The 23275-nt window shown below is 71.6% G+C and carries 22 protein-coding genes and 1 pseudogene; 13 read left to right on the top strand and 10 right to left on the bottom strand.

What is annotated here, in order from left to right:
* The first annotated feature begins 3 nt into the window (after positions 1-3).
* The 5 genes from MED15_RS10160 (at position 4) to MED15_RS10140 (ending at position 5041) form a co-directional block, all read left to right on the top strand.
* Entirely contained in the window at positions 4-978 is a 975-nt protein-coding gene (locus tag MED15_RS10160) for an alpha/beta fold hydrolase (RefSeq protein ID WP_112735429.1), read from the top strand.
* Between the two features lie 5 nt (positions 979-983).
* Positions 984-1829, top strand: coding sequence for a DUF3152 domain-containing protein (locus MED15_RS10155; protein WP_112604056.1), 846 nt, complete (start codon positions 984-986; stop codon positions 1827-1829).
* Between the two features lie 104 nt (positions 1830-1933).
* A complete protein-coding gene (locus MED15_RS10150; RefSeq protein ID WP_112584747.1) occupies positions 1934-2755 on the top strand; it encodes a DUF3152 domain-containing protein in 822 nt (273 codons plus the stop codon).
* A 123-nt stretch (positions 2756-2878) separates the two neighbouring features.
* Entirely contained in the window at positions 2879-4060 is a 1182-nt protein-coding gene (gene moeZ / locus MED15_RS10145) for an adenylyltransferase/sulfurtransferase MoeZ (protein WP_112584748.1), read from the top strand.
* A gap of 93 nt (positions 4061-4153) precedes the next feature.
* Positions 4154-5041, top strand: a complete 888-nt coding sequence (locus tag MED15_RS10140) for a prenyltransferase/squalene oxidase repeat-containing protein (RefSeq protein ID WP_112584749.1) — start codon at positions 4154-4156, stop codon at positions 5039-5041.
* Positions 5042-5053: 12 nt separating this feature from the next.
* Here the strand turns inward: MED15_RS10140 and MED15_RS10135 are convergent, their stop codons facing one another.
* Both MED15_RS10135 and proB read right to left on the bottom strand, forming a co-directional pair.
* Positions 5054-6295: a glutamate-5-semialdehyde dehydrogenase gene (locus tag MED15_RS10135; protein WP_112584750.1), complete on the bottom strand. Its 1242-nt coding sequence runs from the start codon at positions 6293-6295 to the stop codon at positions 5054-5056.
* 91 nt (positions 6296-6386) lie between these two features.
* Positions 6387-7544, bottom strand: a complete 1158-nt coding sequence (gene proB, locus MED15_RS10130; protein ID WP_112584751.1) for a glutamate 5-kinase — start codon at positions 7542-7544, stop codon at positions 6387-6389.
* A gap of 13 nt (positions 7545-7557) precedes the next feature.
* Here proB and MED15_RS10125 point away from each other — a divergent pair, with 13 nt between their 5' ends.
* Positions 7558-7872 (top strand): MGMT family protein, encoded by a 315-nt coding sequence (locus MED15_RS10125; RefSeq protein WP_112699104.1) that lies wholly within the window; start codon positions 7558-7560, stop codon positions 7870-7872.
* An 87-nt stretch (positions 7873-7959) separates the two neighbouring features.
* Here the strand turns inward: MED15_RS10125 and MED15_RS10120 are convergent, their stop codons facing one another.
* A complete protein-coding gene (locus MED15_RS10120) occupies positions 7960-9165 on the bottom strand; it encodes a hypothetical protein (RefSeq protein WP_112735427.1) in 1206 nt (401 codons plus the stop codon).
* Positions 9158-9721, bottom strand: a complete 564-nt coding sequence (locus MED15_RS10115) for a SigE family RNA polymerase sigma factor (RefSeq protein WP_112584755.1) — start codon at positions 9719-9721, stop codon at positions 9158-9160. Before MED15_RS10115 ends, MED15_RS10120 begins: the two co-directional genes overlap by 8 nt.
* Positions 9722-9889: 168 nt before the next feature.
* Between MED15_RS10115 and MED15_RS10110 the strand changes: the two genes are divergently transcribed.
* Both MED15_RS10110 and MED15_RS10105 read left to right on the top strand, forming a co-directional pair.
* On the top strand, positions 9890-11275 hold the full coding sequence (locus tag MED15_RS10110; RefSeq protein ID WP_112735425.1) for an MFS transporter: 1386 nt from the start codon (positions 9890-9892) through the stop codon (positions 11273-11275).
* A gap of 27 nt (positions 11276-11302) precedes the next feature.
* On the top strand, positions 11303-12796 hold the full coding sequence (locus tag MED15_RS10105) for a pyridoxal phosphate-dependent decarboxylase family protein (RefSeq protein WP_112584759.1): 1494 nt from the start codon (positions 11303-11305) through the stop codon (positions 12794-12796).
* A gap of 60 nt (positions 12797-12856) precedes the next feature.
* Here MED15_RS10105 and MED15_RS10100 read toward each other — a convergent pair whose 3' ends face one another.
* Complete coding sequence (locus MED15_RS10100; protein ID WP_112584761.1) at positions 12857-14065, bottom strand: hypothetical protein; 1209 nt, start codon at positions 14063-14065, stop codon at positions 12857-12859.
* Positions 14058-14618: a SigE family RNA polymerase sigma factor gene (locus tag MED15_RS10095; RefSeq protein WP_112584763.1), complete on the bottom strand. Its 561-nt coding sequence runs from the start codon at positions 14616-14618 to the stop codon at positions 14058-14060. Before MED15_RS10095 ends, MED15_RS10100 begins: the two co-directional genes overlap by 8 nt.
* Positions 14619-14813: 195 nt before the next feature.
* On the opposite strand from MED15_RS10095, the gene MED15_RS10090 reads away from it, so the two are divergent.
* The gene (locus MED15_RS10090; RefSeq protein WP_112584765.1) at positions 14814-15395 is read left to right on the top strand and encodes an NADH-quinone oxidoreductase subunit B; all 582 of its coding nucleotides are present in this window, start codon (positions 14814-14816) and stop codon (positions 15393-15395) included.
* A gap of 54 nt (positions 15396-15449) precedes the next feature.
* Here the strand turns inward: MED15_RS10090 and MED15_RS10085 are convergent, their stop codons facing one another.
* Complete coding sequence (locus MED15_RS10085; RefSeq protein ID WP_112731161.1) at positions 15450-16376, bottom strand: hypothetical protein; 927 nt, start codon at positions 16374-16376, stop codon at positions 15450-15452.
* Positions 16377-16556: 180 nt separating this feature from the next.
* On the opposite strand from MED15_RS10085, the gene MED15_RS10080 reads away from it, so the two are divergent.
* The gene (locus tag MED15_RS10080) at positions 16557-17873 is read left to right on the top strand and encodes a DUF2252 domain-containing protein (RefSeq protein WP_112726546.1); all 1317 of its coding nucleotides are present in this window, start codon (positions 16557-16559) and stop codon (positions 17871-17873) included.
* 16 nt (positions 17874-17889) lie between these two features.
* Here the strand turns inward: MED15_RS10080 and MED15_RS10075 are convergent, their stop codons facing one another.
* Positions 17890-18936: a glucose 1-dehydrogenase gene (locus MED15_RS10075; RefSeq protein ID WP_112584771.1), complete on the bottom strand. Its 1047-nt coding sequence runs from the start codon at positions 18934-18936 to the stop codon at positions 17890-17892.
* A 105-nt stretch (positions 18937-19041) separates the two neighbouring features.
* On the opposite strand from MED15_RS10075, the pseudogene MED15_RS34155 reads away from it, so the two are divergent.
* A pseudogene (locus MED15_RS34155) lies at positions 19042-19638 on the top strand (NADH-quinone oxidoreductase subunit C); the annotation flags it as partial.
* Positions 19639-20039: 401 nt separating this feature from the next.
* On the top strand, positions 20040-21002 hold the full coding sequence (locus MED15_RS10065; RefSeq protein WP_091402514.1) for a complex I subunit 1/NuoH family protein: 963 nt from the start codon (positions 20040-20042) through the stop codon (positions 21000-21002).
* 134 nt (positions 21003-21136) lie between these two features.
* Here the strand turns inward: MED15_RS10065 and MED15_RS10060 are convergent, their stop codons facing one another.
* A complete protein-coding gene (locus tag MED15_RS10060) occupies positions 21137-22156 on the bottom strand; it encodes a glutathione S-transferase family protein (protein ID WP_112584775.1) in 1020 nt (339 codons plus the stop codon).
* An 81-nt stretch (positions 22157-22237) separates the two neighbouring features.
* On the opposite strand from MED15_RS10060, the gene MED15_RS10055 reads away from it, so the two are divergent.
* Positions 22238-22666 carry an ester cyclase gene (locus tag MED15_RS10055; RefSeq protein ID WP_112700493.1) on the top strand — a complete coding sequence of 143 codons (429 nt, stop codon included), beginning with the start codon at positions 22238-22240 and terminating at the stop codon, positions 22664-22666.
* Here the strand turns inward: MED15_RS10055 and MED15_RS10050 are convergent.
* On the bottom strand, positions 22647-23219 hold the full coding sequence (locus tag MED15_RS10050; protein WP_112584778.1) for a Uma2 family endonuclease: 573 nt from the start codon (positions 23217-23219) through the stop codon (positions 22647-22649). The two genes, MED15_RS10055 and MED15_RS10050, sit on opposite strands and share 20 nt — an antisense overlap.
* Positions 23220-23275: the final 56 nt, after the last annotated feature.

The following is a 23275-nucleotide window of genomic DNA, read 5'->3' as shown; positions in this document are numbered from 1 at the left end:
GCGATGAGACGCGCCACCCTCTGGCCGGACCACCTGCTCCCCGACGACCGCGTTCCGCCGCCGTGGCCGGGCCGGAAAGTCCGCCTGGACGGCCGGGTCACGTACGTCCGGGACACCCCGGCCACCGCCGTTGGCGCGGAGCCGGCGCTGTACGTGCACGGGTTGGGCGGGTCGTCGCAGAACTGGACCGACCTGGCCGGGCTGCTCGCCGACCGGCTGGACGGTCAGGCCATCGACCTGCCCGGCTTCGGCCGTAGCGAGCCGGGCCCGAGCTACACGATTCCGGCCTTCGCGGATCTGGTCGTCCGCTGGATCGAGCAAACCGGTCGAGGGCCGGTGCACCTGTTCGGCAACTCGCTGGGTGGCGCGGTCGCGGTCCAGGTCGCCGGGCTCCGGCCGGATCTGGTCCGCACCCTCACCCTGATCTCCCCGGCGCTGCCGTTCCTGGATTTCCGGCGCTCGTTGCAGGGGCGGATGCTGCCGGTGCTCGCCATTCCCCGGGGTGAGCGGCTGGTCGCCCGGCACCTCACCCAGCTCGCTCCCGAGGTGATGGCCCAGCAAGTGCTGGAGGCGTGCGTCGCCGACCTCAGCCGGATCTGCGATCAGCGCCGGGCCGAGGCACTGGAGGAGATCCGGGTGCGGTACGAGGCCGAGCACTACGCCGCCGCGTACGTCCGGACGTTCCGTGGGCTGGTCTCCAGCTTCCTGCGGGCGTACCTGCCGGGACCGGGGTCGCTGTGGCGCCTCGCCGAGGCGGTACGCGCACCGACCCTGGTGGTGGGCGGTCTGCAGGACCGTCTCGTCGACGTGCGGGTCGCGCCGCAGACCGCCCGGGTCATTCCGGACAGCCGATTGATGATGCTCCAGGGCGTCGGCCATGTGGCGCAGTTGGAGGTTCCCCGGCTGGTTGCCCGCGCGGTGGTCGGCCTGCTCGCCGAAACGGAGGACGCCGCGGGGCGGTCTGATCTGGCAGGCTGACGTGGATGCCCAGCTCAGCCCGCCATCCTGCTCGCCGTCGGCGACGTTTCGCACTGTTCGCCCAACTGGTGGCGGTGGTGGTGGCCGTCGGCGCGGCGGTGACCGTGATCGCCGAAGGGCCGGGTGGGCATCCCGGTGCTGACCGGTTGGCCGCCGAGGAGATCGGCGCGCCGCCGCTGGTGGCCGGGCCGCTGCCGCCCGGCCCCTCGCCGTCTGCCGCGGTTCCGTCCAGCCCGCCCCCGGTGTTGCGGGTGCCCGGCGCGGTTCCGAGCGCCGGCACGGGCGGGTTCGGCTACGACGCCCGTTCCGGCCCGGTGCTCGGTCGGGCGGGTGAGCTGCGGCGTTACCGGGTCGCGGTGGAGTCGGGCAGTGCTGAGGACGTCACCGAGTTCGCCCAGGCGGTTGAAGCGGCGCTCGCCGGGCCGGGCAGTTGGGTCGACAGCGGTAGGTTGCGGCTACAGCAGGTGCCGGGGGCTGCGCCTCGGGACTTCACCGTCTACCTGGCCACTGCCCGCACCGCGGGTCGGATGTGCGCGAAGGGTGGGGTGGACATCCGGATCAACGGTCGTCCGTACACGTCCTGTCGGGCGCCCGGCCAGGTGATCATCAACCTGGATCGGTGGCGGTTGTCAGTGCCGCACTTCGTCTCGGCCGGTGTGCCGTTGGCGGTCTACCGGACGTACGTGGTCAACCACGAGGTGGGTCACCAGCTCGGGCATCGGCACGAGCGCTGCCCCGGTGCGGGCCGCCCGGCACCCGTGATGATGCAGCAGACGCTCTTCCTCAACGGTTGCCGGGTCAACCCGTGGCCGTACCTGAACGGGCGTCGATACACCGGTCCCGCCCTGTGAGTTGATCGGCCTGACACGCTGACCATTGACCCCTCCATCAGGCGTCTTGCGGTAATAGCGATAAAAATGGAGAAATGCCCGAATAATCTGGCAGGCTTGATCCCATGACGCCGTCGTCCCCTTACGGCCCGCCCCGGCCGCCCGAGCCCCGGTCGGCGTTGCGGGGCGTGCGTCCCGCGTTCGTCCGGATGCACCGGCGTCGTCGTCGCAGCATGCTGCTCGGCCTGCTCGTGCTCGCGGCCGCCATCGGGGTGACGGTGAGCCGGGGCGGCGAGCCGTCGTCCGAGCCTCCGGCCACCACCCAGGGCGGGATGGGCCACGGAGGTGGGGTGGCCGCGCACCCGGCGCCCACCGGCTATCCGTCGGTCGGAGCGGGACGCTTCACGGCAGCCGACGGCGAGACGCCCGTGCACGGTGCGGACGGGCCGCTGCACCGATACCGGGTCGTCGTCGAACGAGGCGCCGGCCAGGACGCCGACGTGTTCGCCGCCAGTGTGGACGAGGTGCTGGCCGACCCGCGCAGTTGGATCGCGTCCGATGAGCTGCGGGTGCAACGGGTGGCCGACGCCGGGGCCGCCGACTTCACCATCTACCTGGCCACCCCGGTCACGTCCGAGCGGATGTGCGCCGAGGGCGGGTTGACCACCGAGCGCTACACCTCCTGTCGGCTGCCCGGTCAGGTCATCATCAACCTGGCCCGCTGGATGGAGGCGGTCCCCGACTACGGCGCTTCGCTGGACACCTACCGCACCTACGTCATCAATCACGAGGTGGGCCACGAGTTCGGTGAGGAGCACGAGGCGTGCCCCGGCCCGGGGGAGCCCGCCCCGGTGATGCAGCAGCAGACGTACGGGCTGCAGGGCTGCGTCGCCAACGCCTGGCCGTACCTCGACGGCCGTCGCTACGCGGGGGACATCGTCCCCTGATCTGCCGGCTCGTCGGTTATTCCCGCTCCCGCATACCGGACCACGTGTCGTCCCTCATGGCCGAGGAGGGCTCCCGCGAGCAACAATGGCGCGGTTCACACCGCCGATCCCGGGGAGTCCACCGTGTCGTTGCCCCCGCTCGTCGAGCCCGCCGCCGAGCTGACCGTAGACGAGATCCGCCGCTACTCACGTCACTTGATCATCCCGGACGTCGGGGTGACCGGCCAGAAGCGGCTGAAGAACGCCCGGGTGCTCTGCGTCGGCGCCGGTGGCCTCGGGTCGCCCGCCCTGTTGTACCTCGCCGCGGCCGGGGTCGGCACGCTCGGCATCATCGACTTCGACACCGTCGACGAGTCGAACCTCCAGCGCCAGGTCATCCACGGCGTCTCCGACATCGGCCGTTCCAAGGCCGAGTCCGCCGCCGCGTCGATCCGCGAGATCAACCCTCTGGTCAACGTGGAGATCCACAACACCGCGCTGGACCGCGAGAACGTCCGCGAGATCTTCGCCCAGTACGACCTGATCGTCGACGGCACCGACAACTTCGCCACCCGCTACATGGTGAACGACGCGGCGGTGCTGCTGGGTAAGCCGTACGTCTGGGGCTCGATCTACCGCTTCGACGGCCAGGCGTCGGTGTTCTGGGCCGAGCACGGCCCCTGCTACCGCTGCCTCTACCCGGAGCCGCCGCCGCCCGGCATGGTCCCCTCCTGCGCCGAGGGTGGCGTGCTCGGGGTGCTCTGCGCGTCGATCGGTTCGATCCAGGTGAACGAGGCGATCAAGCTGCTCACCGGCATCGGTGAGCCGCTGGTCGGTCGCCTGATGGTCTACGACGCCCTGGAAATGGAATACCGCAAGATCAAGGTCCGCAAGGACCCGAACTGCGCGCTCTGCGGCGACAACCCGACGGTCACCGACCTGCTGGAAGACTACGAGGACTTCTGCGGCGCGGTCTCCGAGGAGGCCCAGGAGGCGACGCTCGACTCGACCATCACCGCCCTGGAGCTCAAGGAGTGGCAGGACGCCGGCAAGGACATCTTCCTCGTCGACGTACGCGAGCCGGCCGAGTACGAGATCGTCCAGATCCCCGGCGCCACCCTGATCCCCAAGGGCGACATCATCTCCGGTGAGGCCCTCGCGAAGCTGCCGCAGGACCGGCAGATCGTGCTGCACTGCAAGTCCGGCGTCCGCTCGGCGGAGGCGCTCGCCGCGCTCAAGGCAGCCGGATTCAAGGATGCCGTGCACGTGCAGGGCGGCGTGCTCTCCTGGATCAAGCAGATCGACCCGTCGCTGCCCGCGTACTGACGATCGAGCCGGGGCGGCCGCGTAGCCGCCCCGGCAAATCGACGCAGATGACGCCGAGCGGCCGTCCGGCCGGAGCGACGCAGCCATTCCGGGCTGGCCGATTCTCTGAGGCGGCATCGCGTCTGCGCAGGTAGCGTCTCCGCCGTGGTCGACTTGGAAGCCGCGATCGGGTTCGTCGTGGCGCATGGGGATGCGGTGGAACGCGCCCGCCTCTCCTGGCTCCGCAACGGCACCGCCGTGCCCGCCGAGTTGCTGGAGACGGCCGAGGTCGGCCAGTCACCAGACGGCGGTTGGCCGGCCACCTGGGGCGGCGAGGTCGCCTCGATCGACGCCACCTGCTTCCGGCTCGTGGAGTTGGACGACCTGGGCGGGCTCGGCCGTCCCGCCGCCCGCCGCGCCCTGGACTGGCTGGCGTCCCGGCAGCAGGCCGACGGCGGTTGGGAAGAGGACGCGTCGCTGGCCGACTCGGCACCGGAGTGGGCCCGTCCCGGCGACCCGGAGGCCGGGTTCCTCGTGTCGGCCAACGCCGGCTTCTGGCTCACCGTCGCTGGCCTGGACGCCCGGGCCTCGGGTCCGCTCGACCATCGGGTCGGTGGGGCGTACGCCGGGGTGGTGCAGGCGGCGGCCCACTCGCTCGCCGCGCGGCTGCGCCCGGACGGTAGCTGGCCGTCGTACCTCGCCGCCGGCTGGCTGAGCGCGGCCGTGCTGCACCGGCAGGAGATGTTCCAGGAGTCCGCCCGGATCCAGGTGGTGCTCGCCGAGCGGATGCCGAAGATGTCCCCCGGGGACGTGGCGTGGCTGGCGGCCACGTTGCGCCGCGCCGGCGTCGACCCACAGGACTGGATCATGGTGCGGGCGCTGCGCCGGCTGACCGAGACCCAGCGCAGCGACGGCGGCTGGGAGAGCGACGACGGCCACCAGTTCGACGTGCACGCCACGCTGGCCGCGATCCGGGCGGCCCGGCCCGCGCCGCCCGGCTGAGCCGCCCCGCCGCTAGCGCACGTGCCCGTCGCCGGTGACGACGTACTTGGTGCTGGTCAGCTCGGGCAGGCCCATCGGACCGCGAGCGTGCAGCTTCTGGGTGGAGATGCCGATCTCCGCACCGAAGCCGAACTCGCCCCCGTCGGTGAACCGGGTCGACGCGTTCACCATCACCGCCGCTGCATCCACCCTCGCGACGAAGTCGCGGGCCGCGCTCGCCGAGTCGGTGACTATCGCCTCGGTGTGCCCGGTGCCGAAGCGGCGGATGTGCGCGACCGCCGCGTCCAGCGAGTCGACCACCGCCACCGAGATGTCGGCGGACAGGTACTCGGTGGCGTAGTCCTCCTCCGTCGCCGGGACCACGGCGGCGGAGTAGGCGGCCACCTCGGGTGAGCCGTGCACCGTCACCCCCGCCTCGGCGAACGCGGCCAGCACCGGCGGCAGGAACGCGTCGGCGATGCCCGCGTGCACCAGCAGCGACTCGGCCGTGTTGCAGGTGGACAGGCGTTGCGTCTTGGCGTTCAGCGTCACCGCGACGGCCTTCGCCAGGTCGGCGGCGGCGTCGACGTAGACGTGGCAGTTGCCCACCCCGGTCTCGATCACCGGCACTGTCGACTCCTCGACCACGGTACGGATCAGCGACGCGCCACCGCGCGGAATGAGCACGTCGACGAGACCCCGGGCGCGCATCAGCTCCTTGACCGAGTCGCGGGAGCTGGCATCGAGCAACTGCACCGCGTCGGCGGGCAGACCCGCCCCGGCGACCGCGTCGCGCAGCACCGCTACCAGCGCGGCGTTCGAGTGCGCGGCCGACGACGACCCGCGCAGCAGCGCCGCGTTGCCGGACTTCAGGCAGATCCCGGCGGCATCCACCGTCACGTTGGGCCGCGCCTCGTAGATGATGCCGACCACCCCGAACGGCACCCGGATCTGGCGTAGCTCCAGGCCGTTGGGCAGGGTGGACCCGCGGACCACCTCGCCGACCGGGTCGGGCAACGCGGCCATCTCACGCAACGCGTCGGCGATGCCGGCCACCCGACCCGCGTCGAGCGCGAGCCGGTCCAGCACGGCCGCGCTCAGCCCGGCCTCACGGCCGGCCGCCAGGTCCGTCTCGTTCGCGGTCAGGATCTCCGGGGTACGTGCCACCAGCGCGTCGGCCATCGCCACCAGCGCGGCGTCCTTGACCGTACGCGTGGCCACGGCCAACTCCGCGGCGGCGTCCCTCGCCCGTCGCGCCTGCTCGGTCACGCTCATGCCGGCACTCCGCTGCGCTCCGTGCCGGCCTGAGGCACCAAAGCCCTGAGCCGATGATTCGCTCGCTGGACGCTCACTCATTGTTGACTCCTTAGAGCAGCACCAGGTCGTCGCGGTGGACGACCTCTCGTTCGTACGCCGGGCCGAGCGCCGCGGCGAGTTCGGACGTGGAGCGGCCGAGCAGCCCGGGTAGCTCCACCGCGTCGTAGTTGACCAGCCCTCGGGCGACCGGTGCGCCGGCGGTGTCCACCAGGTCCACCGGGTCGCCGGCCGTGAACGTGCCGTCCACGGCGGTGATGCCGGCCGGGAGCAGCGACTTGCGCCGCCCGACGACGGCGGCGACAGCGCCCGGGTCGAGGTGCAGCCGCCCCCGGGGCGAGGTGGCGTGGGCCAGCCAGAACAGCCGGGCCGTCGGCCGTCGCCGCTGCGGGTGGAAGAGCGTGCCGACCGGTTCGCCGGCCAGCGCCGGCGTGGCCAGGTCGGCGGCGGTGAGCACCACCGGGATGCCGAAGCCGGTGGCGATCCGGGCGGCCTCGACCTTGGTCACCATGCCACCGGTGCCGACGCCGGACCGACCGGCCCCGCCGATGGTGATGCCGGCGAGGTCCGCGTCGTCGCGCACCTCGGCGATCCGCGTCGAGCGTGGGTTGGTGGGGTCGCCGGTCCAGAGCGCGTCCACGTCGGAGAGGAGCACCAGCAGGTCGGCGTGCACCAGCGCGGCCACCAGGGCGGCCAGCCGATCGTTGTCGCCGAACCGGATCTCCTGGGTGGCCACCGTGTCGTTCTCGTTGACGATCGGCACCGCCCGCAGGTCGAGCAGCTTGCGCAGCGTCCGGTACGCGTTGCGGTAGTGCGCTCGCCGGGTCACGTCGTCGACGGTGAGCAGCACCTGCCCGACGGTGCGGCCGTGCCGGGCGAAGCTGGCCGCGTACCGGCCGATCAGTAGCCCCTGCCCGACGCTGGCGGCGGCCTGCTGGGTGGCCAGGTCGCGCGGGCGTCGGGACAGCCCGAGCGGGGCGAGCCCGGCGGCGATGGCGCCGGAGGAGACCAGCACCACCTCGCGCCCTTCGGCGGTGAGTCGACCGAGGGTGTCGACCAGCGTGTCGACGCGCTCGTCGGCCAACCCGCCGGTGGCGGTGGTCAACGAGGAGGATCCGATCTTGACGACGACCCGCCGGGCCGTCGTGACTGCGTCGCGCACCCGACCATTCTGCGTGGTCACTGCCGCACCGCCCGGCGGCGTTCCCATATGGTGGCGGATTGTGACTCCAGACGAGTACGTCGAGGCGGTGCTCGACCTGGTCGAGCGGATCCCGGAGGGCCGGGTCATGTCGTACGGCGGGGTGGCCGACGCGCTGTCCGAGCGCTCGGGGCGTGCCTCGGCCCGGTTGGTCGGCAACATCATGGCCCGGCACGGGGGCTCGGTGCCCTGGCATCGGGTGGTGACCGCGAGTGGGCGACTGCCGCCGGGGCACGAGCGGGAGGCGCGGGCCCGACTGCGGGCCGAGGGAGTGCCGCTGCGCGGCGAGGGAGTGGACATCGCGGCGGCGGGCTGGTCGCCGGACGAGGTTCGGTGACCATCGTCGAGCGGGTGCGGTCGGTGGCGCGGATCGCGAGCGGTGCGGTGCCCCTTCCGGGTTAGGGACGGGGCACCGCGAGGTGGATCAGAGCTTGAACGGGAGATCGACGCTGTTGTCGTCCCTTTTCAGATCGGGCCACTCGCGGTCCTGGGCGTCGTGGTGGGCGACCCAGAATCCGCGGATGTGCGCGTCGGGCCCGGGCTCACCCGGCACCAGTTGCACGAACGTGTAGCGCCGCGACCCACCGGCCGGTACTCCGGGTAGCAGGCACGACCGGTTGGCAGTCTCGGCCGCGTGCTTCGGGTCGCACTTCGACCAGTCCCCGCCCGCCGCCTCGAAGCCGAAGCCACGGATAGAGATTTGGGGCGCGTCGAGCGGCCCGGCGTTGGTGACCGTGAGGACGGTGGTGAGTTTGCGCCGGGTGTCGGTACCGGGGACGTCGACCAGTTCGTGGGTCATGCGCAACCTCAGGTCGGTGAGTCGGGGGTCCTTGCCGAATGCCGTGGGGCCGTCGGTCTGACCGAATCGGTTCCCGTCCCACTGGTACGTCCGCACCTGCTCTCGGCGCAGGTAGACCGGTGTGCCACAGCACGGCACGATGTCGGCCACGCGCACCTCGACCGATCCGTTCCGGTGGACTTCCACGGCGCGAATGTCGTCGAACCCGTCACCGGTCCGGACCACCCTGCCGACAGTCACGATTCGACCGTCCAGATCCCGGTCGAAGGCCACCACCTGCTTTGCCGACGCCTCGCCGTACCGGCAGGCGACGACGGCGAGGGTCTCGACGGCGCCGTCGTCGTCCAGGTCGCCGTAACTGAACGGGGCGTCCGCCAACATCGACACGAAGGTGTCCGTCGTGTTGGTCTTGAGCCGAACCTTCGAGGTGGTGCAGCCGCCCTCCGCCATCCCCGACGGCCAACTCGGTAGGTCGACCCGGGTGGCGAGCAGTTGGGCCCGACTGATCCGCCCGTCCGGGGCGTTCGGAGTGCTCGTGGTCGCCGACGGCGACGTGGGCGGTGTGGGCGTCGGTGCCGAGGTCGACGGGGCGGTGGGTTGGACGGACTCCGCCGGCACCGGCCTGTTCTGGTCACCGCGCAGTGCGGCGTTGGCGACGACGGGGGCCACCACCAGAATGACCGCCGCGGCGGCCACGGCCACGGCTGTCATCCGCCGGCGTCGGCGCAGGAGGTGTCGGGCCTGGTCGGGGCCGGGGCCGGCGATCTGGGTGACCACATCATTGCGGTACGCGGTGAGCCGCTCGCGCAGTCGCGGGTCGAGGTCAGACATCGCACACCCCCTCGGTGTTCTCGTCGAGCAGCCCGGCCAGGGCCGTCCGGCCTCGGTGCAACCAGGACTTCACGGTGCCCTCGGCCACCCCTTCCTGAGCGGCGATCTGACTGACGGAGAGGTCGGCGAGGTAGTGCAGGATGACCGCTCGGCGATGGTTGGCGGGTAACTGCGCCAGCGCCGCGTCGATCGCCACCCGGTCGGGGGTCGGGCCGGCCACCTCCGCCTCGGTGCGTCGTTGCCGCAGCAGATGGTTGCGGGCGGTACGCAAGCGTCGCCAGCGGCTCCGGGCCAGGTTCCAGGCGACCTGCCGGACCCAGGCCACCGGGTCGTCGTACCGGACCAGGCGGTCCCAGCGGGCCAACGCTCGGTAGAACGCCTCCTGGGCGAGGTCCTGCGCGTGCCCCAGATCCCCGGTGTACGCGCACAACTGAGCGGTCACGCTGCTGAAATGCGCGTAGTAGAAGTCGTCGAAGGTGATCGTCGCCGCGACCACTCCGCCGGCCGGCCGTGCCGCCGGTGGCTCATTGGCGCGGGCTCCCATCGTTGCTGTCACTGCCCCTCCCCGTTACCGCCAGGCTGGTCAGCCCTGGGCACCGGTAACACTCCGACACGGTGACGGCGGTTGCGGGCCTGTACTGCCGTCAACCTGACTGTTCGGCTGTGCGTACCAGGGCCGGCAGGTTGGTCAGCCCTCGAAATAACGTGAGTAACATTCGGGCCCATGAAAACGCCGCCGGGCGCCGGCTCGTCAGCCACCGGCTCGCTGCCCCGGTCGGTGCACGCCGGCTACGCGCTCGGTTCACTGGCGACCGGAGCGTTCGGCACCGTGCCCGGTCTGCTGCTGCTGCCGTACCTGACCGACACCCTGGGCGTGGCCGCCGGGCTGGCCGCCCTGCTGGTGTTGCTGCCGAAAGCCTGGGACGTGCTGGTCAACCCGGTCGCCGGGCGGATCTCCGACCGCACCCGGTCACGGTGGGGGGCTCGCCGGCCGTACCTGCTCGTCGCCGGCCTCGCGCTCGCCGTCCTGTTCGCGTCGATCTTCGCCGCGCCCTTCGGTAACGGTCCGGCCGCCGTGGCGTATGTGGCGTTCGCGTTCCTCGCCACCGCCACCGCGTTCGCCTTCTTCCAGGTGCCGTACGTGGCGATGCCGGCGGAGCTGACCGGCGACTACGCCGAGCGCACCCGGCTGATGACCTGGCGGATCGCGGTGCTGGCGCTGGCCATCCTGGTCTCCGGAGCGGTCGCGCCGCTGGTGGTGAGCGCCGGTGGTGACGGCGTGGCCGGGCACCGCTGGATGGGCCTGTTCGTGGCGGTGCTGATCGCCCTCGGCGCCCTCGGCGCGTTCCTGGGCACCCGGTCCGCGCCGACCGGAACGGTGGGCGCGAGCGAGCCGACGCTGCGCGCCCAACTCGCCGTGGCCGGTGCCAACCGCCCGTTCCGGGCACTGCTGATCTGCTTCGTGGTGCAGTCCGCCGGGGTGGCGACGATCCTGGCCGGGGTCAACTACTTCGCCGGGCAGATCCTGCGCGACGAGGAGAGCGGGCCGACCCTGCTCTTCGTCTGCTTCGTCGGGCCGGCGCTGCTGGTGATGCCGATCTGGAGCCGGATCGGTGCCCGGCTGGGCAAGCGCACCGCGCTGGTCGTCGCCTCACTCATCCTCGCCGTCGGCGCGTTCGCCCTGGTCGCCGCCCCGGTGCTGCCGGCGGTGGCCGTCTATCTCGTGGTCGCGCTGATCGGCGTGGGGTACGCCGGGCAGCAGGTCTTCGCGCTGGCCATGTTGCCGGACTGCATCGCGCACGAGACGGCGCGCACCGGTCGACGGCAGGCGGGCGTCTTCACCGGGCTGTGGACCGCCGGGGAGACCTTCGGCCTGGCGCTCGGCCCGGGCATCTACGGACTGGTGCTCCAGCTCTCCGGCTACGTGTCCTCCGACACCGGCTCGGCGGCGGCCCAGTCCGACACGGCGAGGCTGGGTGTCCTCCTCGGCTTCACGCTGATCCCGGCCCTGCTGATCGCCCCTCCGATCCTTCTGCTCCGCCAGTACACCCTCACCGCCCACAGCGACCTGGCGGATCGTGGGGTTGTGCTGGGGGACGAACCTCGTTGACCGTCACGAGAAGGGCACCGTAACTCCATGATCGACGAGAACAGGGTTGAGGCTGGGGCGCTTTCCGCTACCGGGGTTCCGGCGGAACGGGTTCTGGAAGAGGTGCGGGAGCTGCGGGCGAGTGACGCGCCCACCCACGGGGGACGGCTGTTCGCGTACGTCTACGACCCGGCGGTGCCCGGCCTGGACGAGCTGGCCGCCGCCGCCCACCGGGAGAGCGCGCACGTCAACGGGTTGGACCCGACCGCGTTCCCGTCCCTGCTGGCCATGGAGAACGCGCTCGTCGGCGCCGCCGGCCGGGTGCTTGGCGCCGGCCCGGGCACCACCGCCCCGGACGTCGTCGGCAGCGTCACCAGCGGCGGCACCGAGTCGCTGATCCTCGCCGTCAAGACAGCCCGGGACGCGCACCCGGAGATCGCCGCACCCCGGATCGTGGTGCCGTCCAGCGCGCACGCCGCGTTCGCCAAGGCGGCGCACTACCTGCGGGTGGCGCTGGACGTCGTGCCCGTCTCCCCGGAGACGCTGCGTCCCGACCCGGCCGCGATGGCAGCCGCGATCCGCCCGGAGACGGTGCTGGTCGCCTGCTCCGCGCCGTCGTACGCCCACGGGGTGGTGGACCCGGTCGCGGAGATCGCGGCCGCCGCGGCCGAGGCCGGGGTGCGCTGCCACGTGGACGCCTGCTTCGGCGGCTGGACCCTGCCGTACCTGCGCCGGCTCGGGGAGCCGGTGCCGCCGTTCGACTTCGCGGTGCCCGGGGTCACCTCCATCTCGGTCGACCTGCACAAGTACGCGTACGCGCCGAAGGGGGTGTCCGTGCTGCTGCACCGCGACGCCACGCTGCGCGCCCCGCAGTACTTCGCGTACGCCGACTGGCCCGGCTACACCATGATCAATCCAGTGATCGCGTCCACCCGCTCGGGCGGCCCGATCGCCGCCGCGTACGCCACGTTGCGGCACCTCGGAGACGAGGGCTACCTGCGGCTGACCGCCACCACCCGGGACGCGGTAACCGGGCTGGCCGACGCGGTCCGCGCCGTCGACGGGCTACGGCTGATGGCCGAGCCGGAGTCGACAGTCGTCTGCTTCACCGCCACCGAGGGTGGCCCCGACCTGTTCGTCCTGGTCGACGAGCTGACCGCGCGCGGCTGGCACACCCAACCCCAACTGTCGTACGACGGCCTGCCCGCCAGCGTGCACCTCACGGTGACCGCCGCGGTCGCGCCCCGGGTCGCCGAGTTCGGACCGGACCTGACCGACGCGGTGGCCGCAGCCCAGGCGGCCGGTCCGGTCGCCCTTCCGCCTGAACTGACGGCGCTGGCGACGTCGCTGACCCCGGACGCGCTGACCCCGGAGCTGGTCGCCGGCCTGGCCGCTGGGCTGGGCATGGGCGGCGAGCCCGATGGTGCGCCGCTGCCGGAGCGGATGGCGGTGGTGAACACGCTGCTCGACGCCGCGCCGCCGGCCCTGCGGGAGCGGCTGCTGGTCGAGTTCGTCGGGCTGCTGCAACGTCCCACCTGGTGACCGGAGCGCCGGCCGCTACGTACGCCCCCGTGGCGTACGTAGCGGCCGGCGACCGGATGCTCAGCGGTAGGTCATCCGCACCTGGTTGTCGGCGTCGTTGACGTCCAACAGGAAGTCGAATCCGGCGTCCATCGCCCAGACCCGCACGTCGGCCTTTCCGGTGCCCAGCGCGACCCCCTTGGCCACCCGGAAACTGAGGTCCAGCCGCACCTCCGCCCCCGCCGCCAGCCGACCGAGGGTGCAGGTCACCGGCTCGCTGGTGTCCTGGGGCTCGCCCCCGCACGGGGCCCATCCGTCGACGTCCGGCCGCACCGCCGCGGGTACGCCCAGCCGCAGGTCCACGTGGGCGACCGGCTTGGTGCCCCGGTTGCGAACCCGCACGGTGGCCGTACCGGTTCGGGAGCCGTCGTCCGCCGTGGTCAGCACGAGGTCGGTGGCGGTGACCGAGACGTCCGCCGAGTGCGGATTCTGACCGAAGGCCGTCGGCCCGGAGACCTGGGCGAAGCCGTCGCCGTTCCAGCGGTAGCCCCGCCACTGCCGCTGTGACCACTCGGCGGGCCAACCGCCCCCGGGAGCGATGTCACCGACCTGCACGCGGACCGTGCCGTCGCCCACGACGTCCAGCGCGAACAGCCACTGCGGCTTGTCGATGGTGGTCGCGACCACCCGGCCGACCGTCGTCACCTTTCCTTCCTTGTCGCGGTCGAAGGCGACCACCTGCATCGGCCCGCGGGTGCCGAGCACGCACTGCACGAGCGCCACCGTCTCCACAGCGCCGTCGCCGTCGAGGTCGCCGTGGTCGAGCGCCAAGAGCCAGTTCGCGTCCTCCCTGGCATCGGCGGTGAGCCGCGTCTGCGACGTCGGGCAGCCTGGTCCGGCCCGCCATGCCGGCAGGGTCACCGGCACCCCCAGCAGCTGGGCCCGGCTGAACCGGCCGTCCGGCACGCTTGTGGCCGGGCTGGCACTGGTCCCGGCAGGGCTGGGGGTCGGGCTCGTCGGCATCGGCGTCGGCGTCGGTGACTCCGAGATGTTCGGCGTCGGGTCGACCGGACCGGGCCGGTGGTCCGGGCCGCTCAACGCCGCGTATCCGACGGCTGACCCGCCGAACAGGGCGAGCGCCGTCGTGGCGCTGGCAGCCAGCCGGCGTCGGCCGCGGCCTCGTACGGTCCGTCGAACGGCGGCGGGTCCCGGCGCCTCGACCTCCGCCAGCGCGGTACGGCGGTAACGGGCGAACTCTTCGGCGAGGTCAAGGGTCTCCTGCTCAGACATCCCGCACCTCCTCATTGGTGTCGCGTAGGTGGGTGGCGAGTGCGGTGCGGCCCCGGTGCAGCCAGGACTTGACAGTCCCTTCGGCGACCTGTTCCTGGGCGGCGATCTCCGCGACCGTCAGGTCGGCGAGGTAGTGCAGTACGACGGCCCGCCGCTGCTTCGGCGGCAACTTCGCCAACGCGGCGTCGAGGGCGACCCGGTCCGGGCTCGGCTCCGCAACGTGTGTCTCCCGCTGCCGCAGCAGCCACAGCTGGGCGGTCCGCAGCCGCCGCCAACGGTTGTGGCCGAGGTTCCAGGCGACCCGACGGACCCAGGCCAGGGGGTCCTGGTACGCGGCGAGCCGGTCCCAGCGGGCGTATGCCCGACAGAACGCCTCCTGAACCAGTTCCTGCGCCTGCCCCCGGTCGCCCGTGTACGCGGTCAACTGCACCACCAGGCCACGGAAGTGGGCGTGGTAGAAGTCGTCGAAGACCAGCTCTGTGGACGCGGAGGTTGCGATTCCCGGTGGGTCCGGCGGGCGTCCACCCACCCGCACATCTCGTGTCACAAGCACTCGTCCTCCCCGTGGCGACTGCCGGCGCTGTGTTCGCCAGCACCGGTCACACAAGCGAGCGCGCCGGCAGGTTGCGCGTCAATCGCTGCCGATCCTTGTCGGCTCCGAGACAGTTGGTGGGCCGCTCGCGCCGATCACCGCCGGACCGCACGGACGCCGTCTGTGATTCACTGTCGGTGAGGAGAGGGGGCGGTCGTGCAGGTGCCGGCAGTGCTCGGTGAGCCGATCCGGTTCGTGCTGAACTGGGGGCGCCGCTACTCGCTCTGGGTTTTCAACTTCGGTCTGGCCTGCTGTGCCATCGAGTTCATCGCCACCAGCATGGGTCGGCACGATTTCATCCGACTCGGCGTGATCCCGTTCGCCCACGGCCCCCGCCAGGCCGACCTGATGGTGGTCTCCGGCACGGTGACCGACAAGATGGCCCCGGCGATCAAGCGGCTCTACGACCAGATGCCCGAGCCGAAGTACGTCATCTCGTTCGGCGCCTGCTCCAACTGTGGCGGCCCCTACTGGGATTCGTACTCGGTGACCAAGGGCGTCGACCAGCTCATCCCGGTCGACGTGTACGTGCCCGGCTGCCCGCCCCGGCCGGAGGCGCTGCTGCACGGCATCCTGCGCCTGCAAGAGAAGATCGCCGCCGAGCAGTCCGGCATCGGGGGTGTGCCGCAACGGGACGTGCTGGCCGCACCGCTGGACGCCCCGCCCCGCGAGGCCGCCGCGCCACGCTCGGTCGACTCGCTCACCGCCCCGCCGGTACGCCCACCCACCGCCAGCTGAGGGCGGTGGGCCGCCACCCGGAGTTGATCCGGGCGGCGGCCGTCCGCTGGTTGGTCAGCTGGTCGGCAGGGCCAGGTTGAACGTGACGGTGTTGTCGCTCGGGTCGACGTCGGAGATCGTTCCCATCCAGTAGTGGGTGGCCAGCTCCACGGTGATCGTGGCCGACTCGTCCGCCGGGTCGGTCGGCCGGCTGATGAACAGCGCCACGTCGCGCTCCTCACCCTGCATCAGCAGCCCGCCCGGCACGAAAGCCTGCGGGCCGTACACCGGACCGTCATGGGGATCGGTGAAGAGGATCATCGACCCGGCGGGCAGCTGCGTGGCGGTGAGCGAGTGGCCGAGTTGCGGGGCGTCACCGCCGTACCGGACCCGAAGCGGCACCCGCCGGGTGTTCTCGGGGCCGTCGGTCACCGGGCCGGCCAGCTCGACCGACGCGTCCGCCTGAGTGTCCTGCACGTACGTCTGGGGGCGGGTCAGCTTGCCGTCGAGGGAGCGGAACTGCGCGCTGAACGGAACGGTGCCCAACGATCCGGTCTCGTACGAGTAGGCGGTGACCAGGCCGCCCGCTGCGATCATCGGGTAGCTGCGAGGGGTGGTCAGCACCTGGAATTCGACAGTTGCCCTGCGGGACTCACCCGGGGCCAGGTCGTTGCCGTTCGGCAGGGCGCAGGTGCGGACCAACCGCCCCTCCTCCACGCCGTCCGATTCGCAGCGTGACTCCACGCCCCCGGAGAAGGAGCCGGCCACCGCCTCACGGACCCGGAAGTAGAAGCCCTGCGTGCTGTCGCTGTTGTTGGTGATGGTCACCCGAAGGCTGCCCCGGTAGCCGCGTTCGGTCGGCTCGAGCACCAGCCGGCTCAGCGAGAACGTGGGAGCGTCGGCGGCGGTCGACGGTGCGGCCGCGGCCGGTCCGGCCCCGCCGATAGTCGCCGTCAGGCCGAGCAGCGCGGCGGTGAGTAGGGTCCCCGTTTTGTGGAGCATCTGTATCTGGTCCTCCGTGGTCGGCGCCCGGCGAGGGACCTGTCGCCCGCGCTTGGCAGCGACGCGATCGACCGACGCGACCGTGGTGTCCGGGCCCCCGCGCCGTGACCCAGACAGCATGATCGATGGATGGGCCCGTTCGCCACCCCGTTGTGGACCCGCCGCACTAGCCTGCGCACTATGAGCAGCTCAGCGGACCAGCGGTCCACCCACATCGTCGACGTGCTCACCGAGGAGTTCGGCGCGTCGATGGCGATCGACCCGGCCGCCTTCCGCCGCAAGTTCCGCAAGATGGCGGCTTCGCCGTTCGCCTTCTACCGGGGCAGCGCCGCGCTGTTCTACGCCGACCAGCTCGGCGACTTCGCCGACGACCGGTTCTCCGACGAGCAGACCAGCCGGGTGTGGATCCACGGTGACCTGCACGCGGAGAACTTCGGCACCTACATGAACGCCTCGGGGCAGCTGGTGTTCAACGTCAATGACTTCGACGAGGCGTACGTCGGGCCGTTCACCTGGGACCTGCGTCGGCTCGCGGCCAGCGTGGCCCTGCTCGGCTACGGCAAGGCGCTCTCCGACACGGCGATCGGGGAGCTGGTGGCCGGGTTCGCCCGGTCGTACCTGACCGAGCTGCGGGCCATCGCCGCCGGTGGTGACGACGCGATCGGTTCGATCACCCTGGACAACGCCGACGGGGTGCTGCGCCGGGTGCTCCAACGGGCCCGGCTCAACACCCGCGTGGACCTGCTCGCCGCGCAGACCACCATCGACAACTACGAGCGACGTTTCTCCCTCGGCGACGGGGTCTTCGAAATCGACGACGCCACCCGGGACCTGGTCAGCGCCGCCTTCCAGGACTACCTGGGCACCCTGCCAAGCGCCTCGACGCAGCTGCGCCCGGTGGCGGCGCGGATCAAGGACGTGGTGCTGCGCAAGGGGGTGGGCATCGGCTCGGCCGGGCTGCCGTCGTACAACCTGCTGCTGGAGGGGCACACCCAGGCGCTGGAGAACGACGTCGTCATCTACATGAAGCAGGCGCAGGTGCCGGCCGTGGCGCGGTACGTCACCGATGAGTCGGTCCGCGGCTACTTCCAGCACCAGGGGCACCGGACCGCCGAGTCGCAGCGGGCGTTGCAGGCGCACGCCGACCCGTGGCTGGGCTTCACCGAGCTGAACGGGGCCGGTCAGCTGGTCGCCGAGGTCTCCCCGTACGCCGCCGATCTGGACTGGTCGGACGTGAACGAGCCGGAGGAGCTGACCGGGGTTCTCGTCGACCTCGGCCGGGCGGTGGCCCGGATGCACTCGGTCGCCGACGACGAATCCAGTCACGACCTGGTGGACTATTCCACCGAGGAGGCGATCGTCGCGGCGGTGGACGCCGACGAGCCGGGATTCGTCGCCCACCTGGTGGATTTCGCGCACGCGTACGGGGTGCGCGCCCGCCAGGACCATCAGCTCTTCGTCGACCTGTTCCGCAACGGTCGACTGCCGGGCATCTGATCGGGCGGGGCGTCGCTCAGGACGCGAACTCCAGCACCACCTTGATGTCGTCCGGCCCGGGGGTGTACGCGTCGGCGTACCGGTTCACCGGCACCCGCCGGGTGATCAGCGACTCGAGCCAGACCTGGTCGGCGCGGGCGAGCGCCTCCGCGGCCAGGGTCCAGTGTCGCCGGTTGGCGTTCACCGAGCCGAACACCACGTTGTTCTCCAGCACGAGCGCCCGGTTGAGCGCCCCGGCGTCGAAGTCGATGGTCCGGCCACCGCTGGACACCCCCGCCAGGCAGACGATTCCGGTCGGGGCCGCCTTGCACATGACGTCGAGGACCACAGTGGGAGCGCCGGTGCACTCGATCACCACGTCCGGCTCGAAGGGCAGGTCGTTTACCGGCACCGTGTGGTAGGTGGCGCCGAGCCCGGCGACCAGCTCCGGCTTCGGCCCCTCGGTGTTCCGGTCCAGCACGTGGACGGTGAGCCCACGCTGGGTGCCGAGCAACGCGGCCAGCAGACCGATCGGCCCGGCACCGGTCACCAGCACAGTCTGCGGCTGCCACTCGGCCCGGTGCCCGATCCGCTCGATGTGGTCCCAGGCCTTCGCCACCACACTTGTCGGCTCCAGCAGCACGCCGACCTGGGCCAGTGCCGGGTCGAGCGCGACCGCGAACTGCGGCTCGACCCGCCAGCGGTCGCGGGCGAACCCGGCCAGTCCCTTGATGCCGTGTTCGGTGTACTGGCCGTTGCGGCACATGTCCCACTCGCCGACCGCGCAGTTCGGGCAGGGCACCGGATCGGGATGCCTGACGATCCCGGCCACCAGGTCGCCAGGTTGCAGGGTGCCGCTCGGGTCCTCGATCACCCGGCCCAGCGACTCGTGCCCGATGACCAGGCGGTCGGCGCCCGGCGGCGCCTCGCCGTACTCCCCGGCGATGATCTCGTGGTCGGTGCCGCAGATCCCCACCGCCAGCGCCTCGACCAGGACAGAGCCCTCCTCGGCAGCCGGCTCCGGCTGATCCTCGACGAGGTTCAGCGAATTGGCGACCCCTGGTCTCACTGTCACAGCGCGCACGCCCTCATCTTTCCCCGCCGAGGCGTGCGCCGCGCCGAAAGCCGGCAGATCGCTGGGCATCGGCGGCGGCCAGGTGCGGGCCCGGGCGGCACTAGGATCAGCGGCATGACTCCCGAAGAGGTCGGCGCTCGACTGGTCGCGCTGCTCGCGCCGGTTGAGGCGACCCCGTCGGTCTCCGGCGGGCAACGTTTCGCCCGGGCCACAGTCGATGTGCCGCCCGCGAGTTGGCTGACCGCGGTTTCCGCCGCCCGTGACGACGCCGAGCTGGCCTGCGACTTCTTCGACTGGCTCTCCGCCGTCGACGAGTTGGCCGAGGGCTTCGACGTGGTGGCGCACCTCTGGTCGACGCGACTGCGTCACGGCCTGCTGCTGCGTACCCGGTTGCCGCGCGGCGCGCCCACTGTCGCCTCGGTGGTCGACGTCTACCCCGGTGCCGCCTGGCACGAGCGGGAGACGCACGAGATGTTCGGCATCGACTTCGCCGGGCATGGGGAACTGCTGCCGCTGCTTCTGCCGCCAGAGTTCGAGGGTCACCCGCTGCGTAAGGAGTTCGTGCTGGCCTCCCGGGTGGCGAAGCCCTGGCCGGGTGCGAAAGAGCCGGGCGAGTCCGAGGCCGGCGGCGGGCGCCGACCGATCCGCCCGCCTGGCGTTCCCGCTCCGGGCGAGTGGGGGCCCACGCCCACCCCGGCCGGCGCCGGTGGGGTGGGGGAGGGCCCGCGTGGCGGCACCCCGGCCAGACCGGCGCGTGAGCGTCCGGCACGGCCCGCCCCGGGGGCCCGTCCGGCGCGTACTCCCCGGCCGGCCGGCGCCACCGACGGCCCGGCTCCAGTCGACCAGCCCGCGCCCGACGCAGGCTTGGCCGACCAGCCCGCGCCCGGAGCGACCGCGCCTGCCAAACCCGACGCCGGTCCGGCTGCCGAAACCGTGCCCGGCGCAGGCCCGGCTGCCGAAACCGTGCCCGGCGCAGGCCCGGCCGACCAGCCCGCGCCCGGCGCGCCCGCACCTGGCGAGCCTGGCGAGGGCGCTGCCGCATCGGGTGGCGAGCCGATCGCGGACCCGCCGGGCCGCGATGGCCGGGGCGACCACGACGGGGGTACGGCCTGATGCCGCTCTGGGTGGAGTTGGTGATCCGGATCGGCGGCGTGGTGGTCGCGTTCCTCACCCTGCCGTTGCTTGTCGGCCAGGCCGAGCACAAGGTGATGGCGCACATGCAGGGCCGGCTCGGCCCGATGTACGCGGGCGGCTTCCACGGTTGGGCGCAACTCGTGGCCGACGGGGTCAAGTTCGTGCAGAAGGAGGACATCACCCCGCGCGAGGCGGACCGGGCGGTGTTCCGGTTGGCGCCGGCGGTGGCCCTGGTGCCCTACCTGCTGGTGTTGCTCGTCATTCCGCTCGGCCCGAACGACCTGGTCGGGCAACCGTTGGACATCGGCCTCTTCTTCGTGCTGGCAGTGGTCGGCGTCGGGGTGGTGGCGGTGCTGATGTCGGCGTGGGCGTCGGCCAACAAGTACAGCCTGCTGGGCGGTTTGCGCGGGGCGGCCCAGTTGCTCGGTTACGAGCTGCCGCTGGTGCTGGCCGCCGCGTCGGTGGCGATGGCGGCCGGCACGCTCAGCCTGTCGGGCATCGTCGAGGCGTGGCAGCCGTGGTGGCTGCTCTGGCAGGCACCCGCGATGATCATCTTTTTCGTTGCCGGACTGGCCGAGATCCGTCGGCCACCGTTCGACATGCCGGTGGCCGACTCGGAGCTGGTCTTCGGCTACATGACCGAGTACACCGGTCTGCGGTTCGCGTTCTTCCTGCTCGCCGAGTACGTCGGCATCGTGGTGATCGCCGCGCTGACCACTGTGCTGTTCCTGGGTGGTTGGCAGGGCCCGTTCGCCGACGACCAGCTGGGCTGGCTGTGGACGCTGCTCAAGATCTTCGCGGTTTCCTTCGTGATCATCTGGCTTCGGGTCTCCTACCCCCGGCTACGCGAGGACCAACTCCAACGCCTCTGCTGGCTGGTCCTCGTACCCGCATCCCTGGCCCAACTGGTCCTCACCGCAGCCGTCCGCATCGCCCTGTAGAACCCCGCACGACCGCGCATCGGGCGGTGAGGAACTTTGCATGATCGTGCTCGATCCTGGTTGTAGTGGTCTCGGCGATCTGGGAGGCCCCTGAATCCAGGATCGAGCACGATCTTGCGGCGGGTCAGCGCCCGTCAGCGCAGGGGCGTGTGTGCGGGGTCGACGGGCTCGGCTGGGGGTGGGGGTGGGGTGCCGTCGCCGAAGGGACGGCCACCGAGCGCTTCCCGACCGTGTGGCGTGAGCCAGTTGGACAGGTCGGGGCCGAGCGGAACGATCCCGGTCGGGTTGATGTCGCGGTGCACCTCGTAGTAGTGCCGCTTGATGTGGTCAAAGTCGATGGTGTCGCCGAAACCGGGAGTCTGGAACAGGTCCCGGGCGTACGCCCACAGCACAGGCATCTCGCTCAGCTTCTGCCGGTTGCACTTGAAGTGGCCGTGGTAGACCGGATCGAAGCGGACCAGCGTGGTGAACAGTCGCACGTCGGCCTCGGTGATGGTGTCGCCGACCAGGTAGCGCTGGTCGGTCAACCGCTCGGTGAGCCAGTCCAGTCGGTCGAAGAGCTGGTGGTACGCCTTGTCGTACGCCTCCTGGCTGCCCGCGAACCCGCACCGGTAGACGCCGTTGTTGACGTCCCGGAACACCATGGCGTTGACCTCGTCGATCTGCTCCCGCAGGTGCTCGGGGTAGAGCTGCGGGGCGCCCTCGCGGTGGTACGCCCTCCACTGCGTGGACAGGTCCAGGCTCATCTGCGCGTAGTCGTTGGTCACCACCTGCCCGGTCGGCACGTCCACGATCGCCGGCACGGTGATGCCGCGCTCGTAGCCGGGGAAGCGCTTGAAGTACGCCTCCTGGATGCGCTCGATGCCGAGCACCGGGTCCCGGCCGTCCGGGTCGAGGTCGAAGGTCCAGCTCCGAGCGTCGTGGGTCGGGCCGGCCACCGCCATCGAGATGGCGTCCTCCAGACCGAGCAACCGCCGCACGATGATCAGTCGGTTGGCCCACGGGCAGGCCCGGCTGACCGCCAGCCGGTACCGGCCCGGTTCGACCGGATAGCCGTCGCGCCCGTCCTCGGTGATCCGGGTGGCGATGTACCGCTGGTCGCGGGTGAACTCGCCGCCCGGCTCGACGTACTTGCCGCCTTTTTCCTCGCCCACGTCGCCCTCCCGGTCTGGTCAGTGTCTCTACCCAATCCTCGCGGATCTACGGCCCACCGTGGTCCCGGATACCCTGCCGGCATGACGGATGTGGAGGCGGCGGCCCGGCGGTTCATCGCCGATGTGTGGAATGCCCGCCAGGAGGAGTCGGCGTACGAGCTGGTCGCCGAGGAGTGCCCGGGGCTGGGCGGCACCGGACCGGAGGCGACGTTGGCCTGGCATCGTGAGCGCCGGGCGGCCTTCCCGGACCTCCGCTACAAGATCGTCGACGTGGTCGCGGCCGGCGAGCGGGTGGCCGTGCACTGGCGGGCCGCCGGCACCCACGCCGGGCAGTTCGGGCCGGTGCCGCCGACCGGGCAGGTGGTCAGCTACTCGGGGGCGACGTTCCTGCGTTTCGACGCGGCGGGCCGGATCGTCGAGGTGTGGAGCTGCAACGAGCTGTTCCAGTTGCTGCAACAACTCGGCGTCGAGATGCTCCCACCGGCCGTCGTCAGCGGACCCGGGGCGTGATCCGGCTGATCGGCAGATTGATCGGAAAGGGCTCGCCGGTATCGACGAACTTTGTCCACCGCCCGGTCTCGGTGTAGACCTCGTTCACCGCGTCGATCCGGTAGGTCACGACCTCCAGCGCGCCTTCGGTCTCGATCCGCCAGTAGAAGGGGATGCCGGCCTGGGCGTACAGCGCCGGCTTCAACACCCGGTCGATCGAGCGGGTGCTCGGTGAGACGATCTCGATGGCAAGGACCACCTCATGCGGCTCGTACTTCGACGGCTCGCGGGCGGCGGCGACCGACGTGGTCACCAGAACGTCGGGGATGAACGAGCGGGTGCGGTTGATACGTACCGCTACCCCCTGGGTGACGTCGTAGTCGTCGGGGCAGTCGGCGTGCAGCTCGGCCATCAGTAGCCCAGCGATGATTTGATGCTTGCGGGTGGGGGAGGGGGACATCAGCAGCACTCCATCGAGCAGTTCCCGGCGGCGGCCATCCTCGGGCAGCGCGTCCAGATCGTCAGTCGTCCACCCGCTCTCGGGCGGGTAGTCGCTCTGCAGCGCGGCGGTCATGGCAGGTCCTTCCAGGTGCGCTCGTTCTCCCCGCGACCACGGTACCGCCGTCGACC

The organism is Micromonospora noduli (assembly GCF_003264475.1).
GTDB lineage: Bacteria > Actinomycetota > Actinomycetes > Mycobacteriales > Micromonosporaceae > Micromonospora > Micromonospora noduli.
The sequence above is the reverse complement of the archived record's forward strand: the minus strand, read 5'-3'. Positions and strand labels throughout refer to the sequence as shown.

Bases quoted from the DNA above. Each gene is read 5' to 3' on its own strand.
- MED15_RS10155 (WP_112604056.1), top strand. From the start codon at position 984: ATGCCCAGCTCAGCCCGCCATCCTGCTCGCCGTCGGCGACGTTTCGCA.
- MED15_RS10135 (WP_112584750.1), bottom strand. From the start codon at position 6,295: ATGAGCGTGACCGAGCAGGCGCGACGGGCGAGGGACGCCGCCGCGGAG.
- MED15_RS10105 (WP_112584759.1), top strand. From the start codon at position 11,303: ATGATCGACGAGAACAGGGTTGAGGCTGGGGCGCTTTCCGCTACCGGG.
- MED15_RS10085 (WP_112731161.1), bottom strand. From the start codon at position 16,376: ATGCTCCACAAAACGGGGACCCTACTCACCGCCGCGCTGCTCGGCCTG.
- MED15_RS10050 (WP_112584778.1), bottom strand. From the start codon at position 23,219: ATGACCGCCGCGCTGCAGAGCGACTACCCGCCCGAGAGCGGGTGGACG.
- MED15_RS10100 (WP_112584761.1), bottom strand. From the start codon at position 14,065: ATGTCTGAGCAGGAGACCCTTGACCTCGCCGAAGAGTTCGCCCGTTAC.
- MED15_RS10080 (WP_112726546.1), top strand. From the start codon at position 16,557: ATGAGCAGCTCAGCGGACCAGCGGTCCACCCACATCGTCGACGTGCTC.
- MED15_RS10065 (WP_091402514.1), top strand. From the start codon at position 20,040: ATGCCGCTCTGGGTGGAGTTGGTGATCCGGATCGGCGGCGTGGTGGTC.
- MED15_RS10055 (WP_112700493.1), top strand. From the start codon at position 22,238: ATGACGGATGTGGAGGCGGCGGCCCGGCGGTTCATCGCCGATGTGTGG.
- MED15_RS10120 (WP_112735427.1), bottom strand. From the start codon at position 9,165: ATGTCTGACCTCGACCCGCGACTGCGCGAGCGGCTCACCGCGTACCGC.
- MED15_RS10160 (WP_112735429.1), top strand. From the start codon at position 4: ATGAGACGCGCCACCCTCTGGCCGGACCACCTGCTCCCCGACGACCGC.
- MED15_RS10110 (WP_112735425.1), top strand. From the start codon at position 9,890: ATGAAAACGCCGCCGGGCGCCGGCTCGTCAGCCACCGGCTCGCTGCCC.
- MED15_RS10150 (WP_112584747.1), top strand. From the start codon at position 1,934: ATGACGCCGTCGTCCCCTTACGGCCCGCCCCGGCCGCCCGAGCCCCGG.
- proB (WP_112584751.1), bottom strand. From the start codon at position 7,544: ATGGGAACGCCGCCGGGCGGTGCGGCAGTGACCACGCAGAATGGTCGG.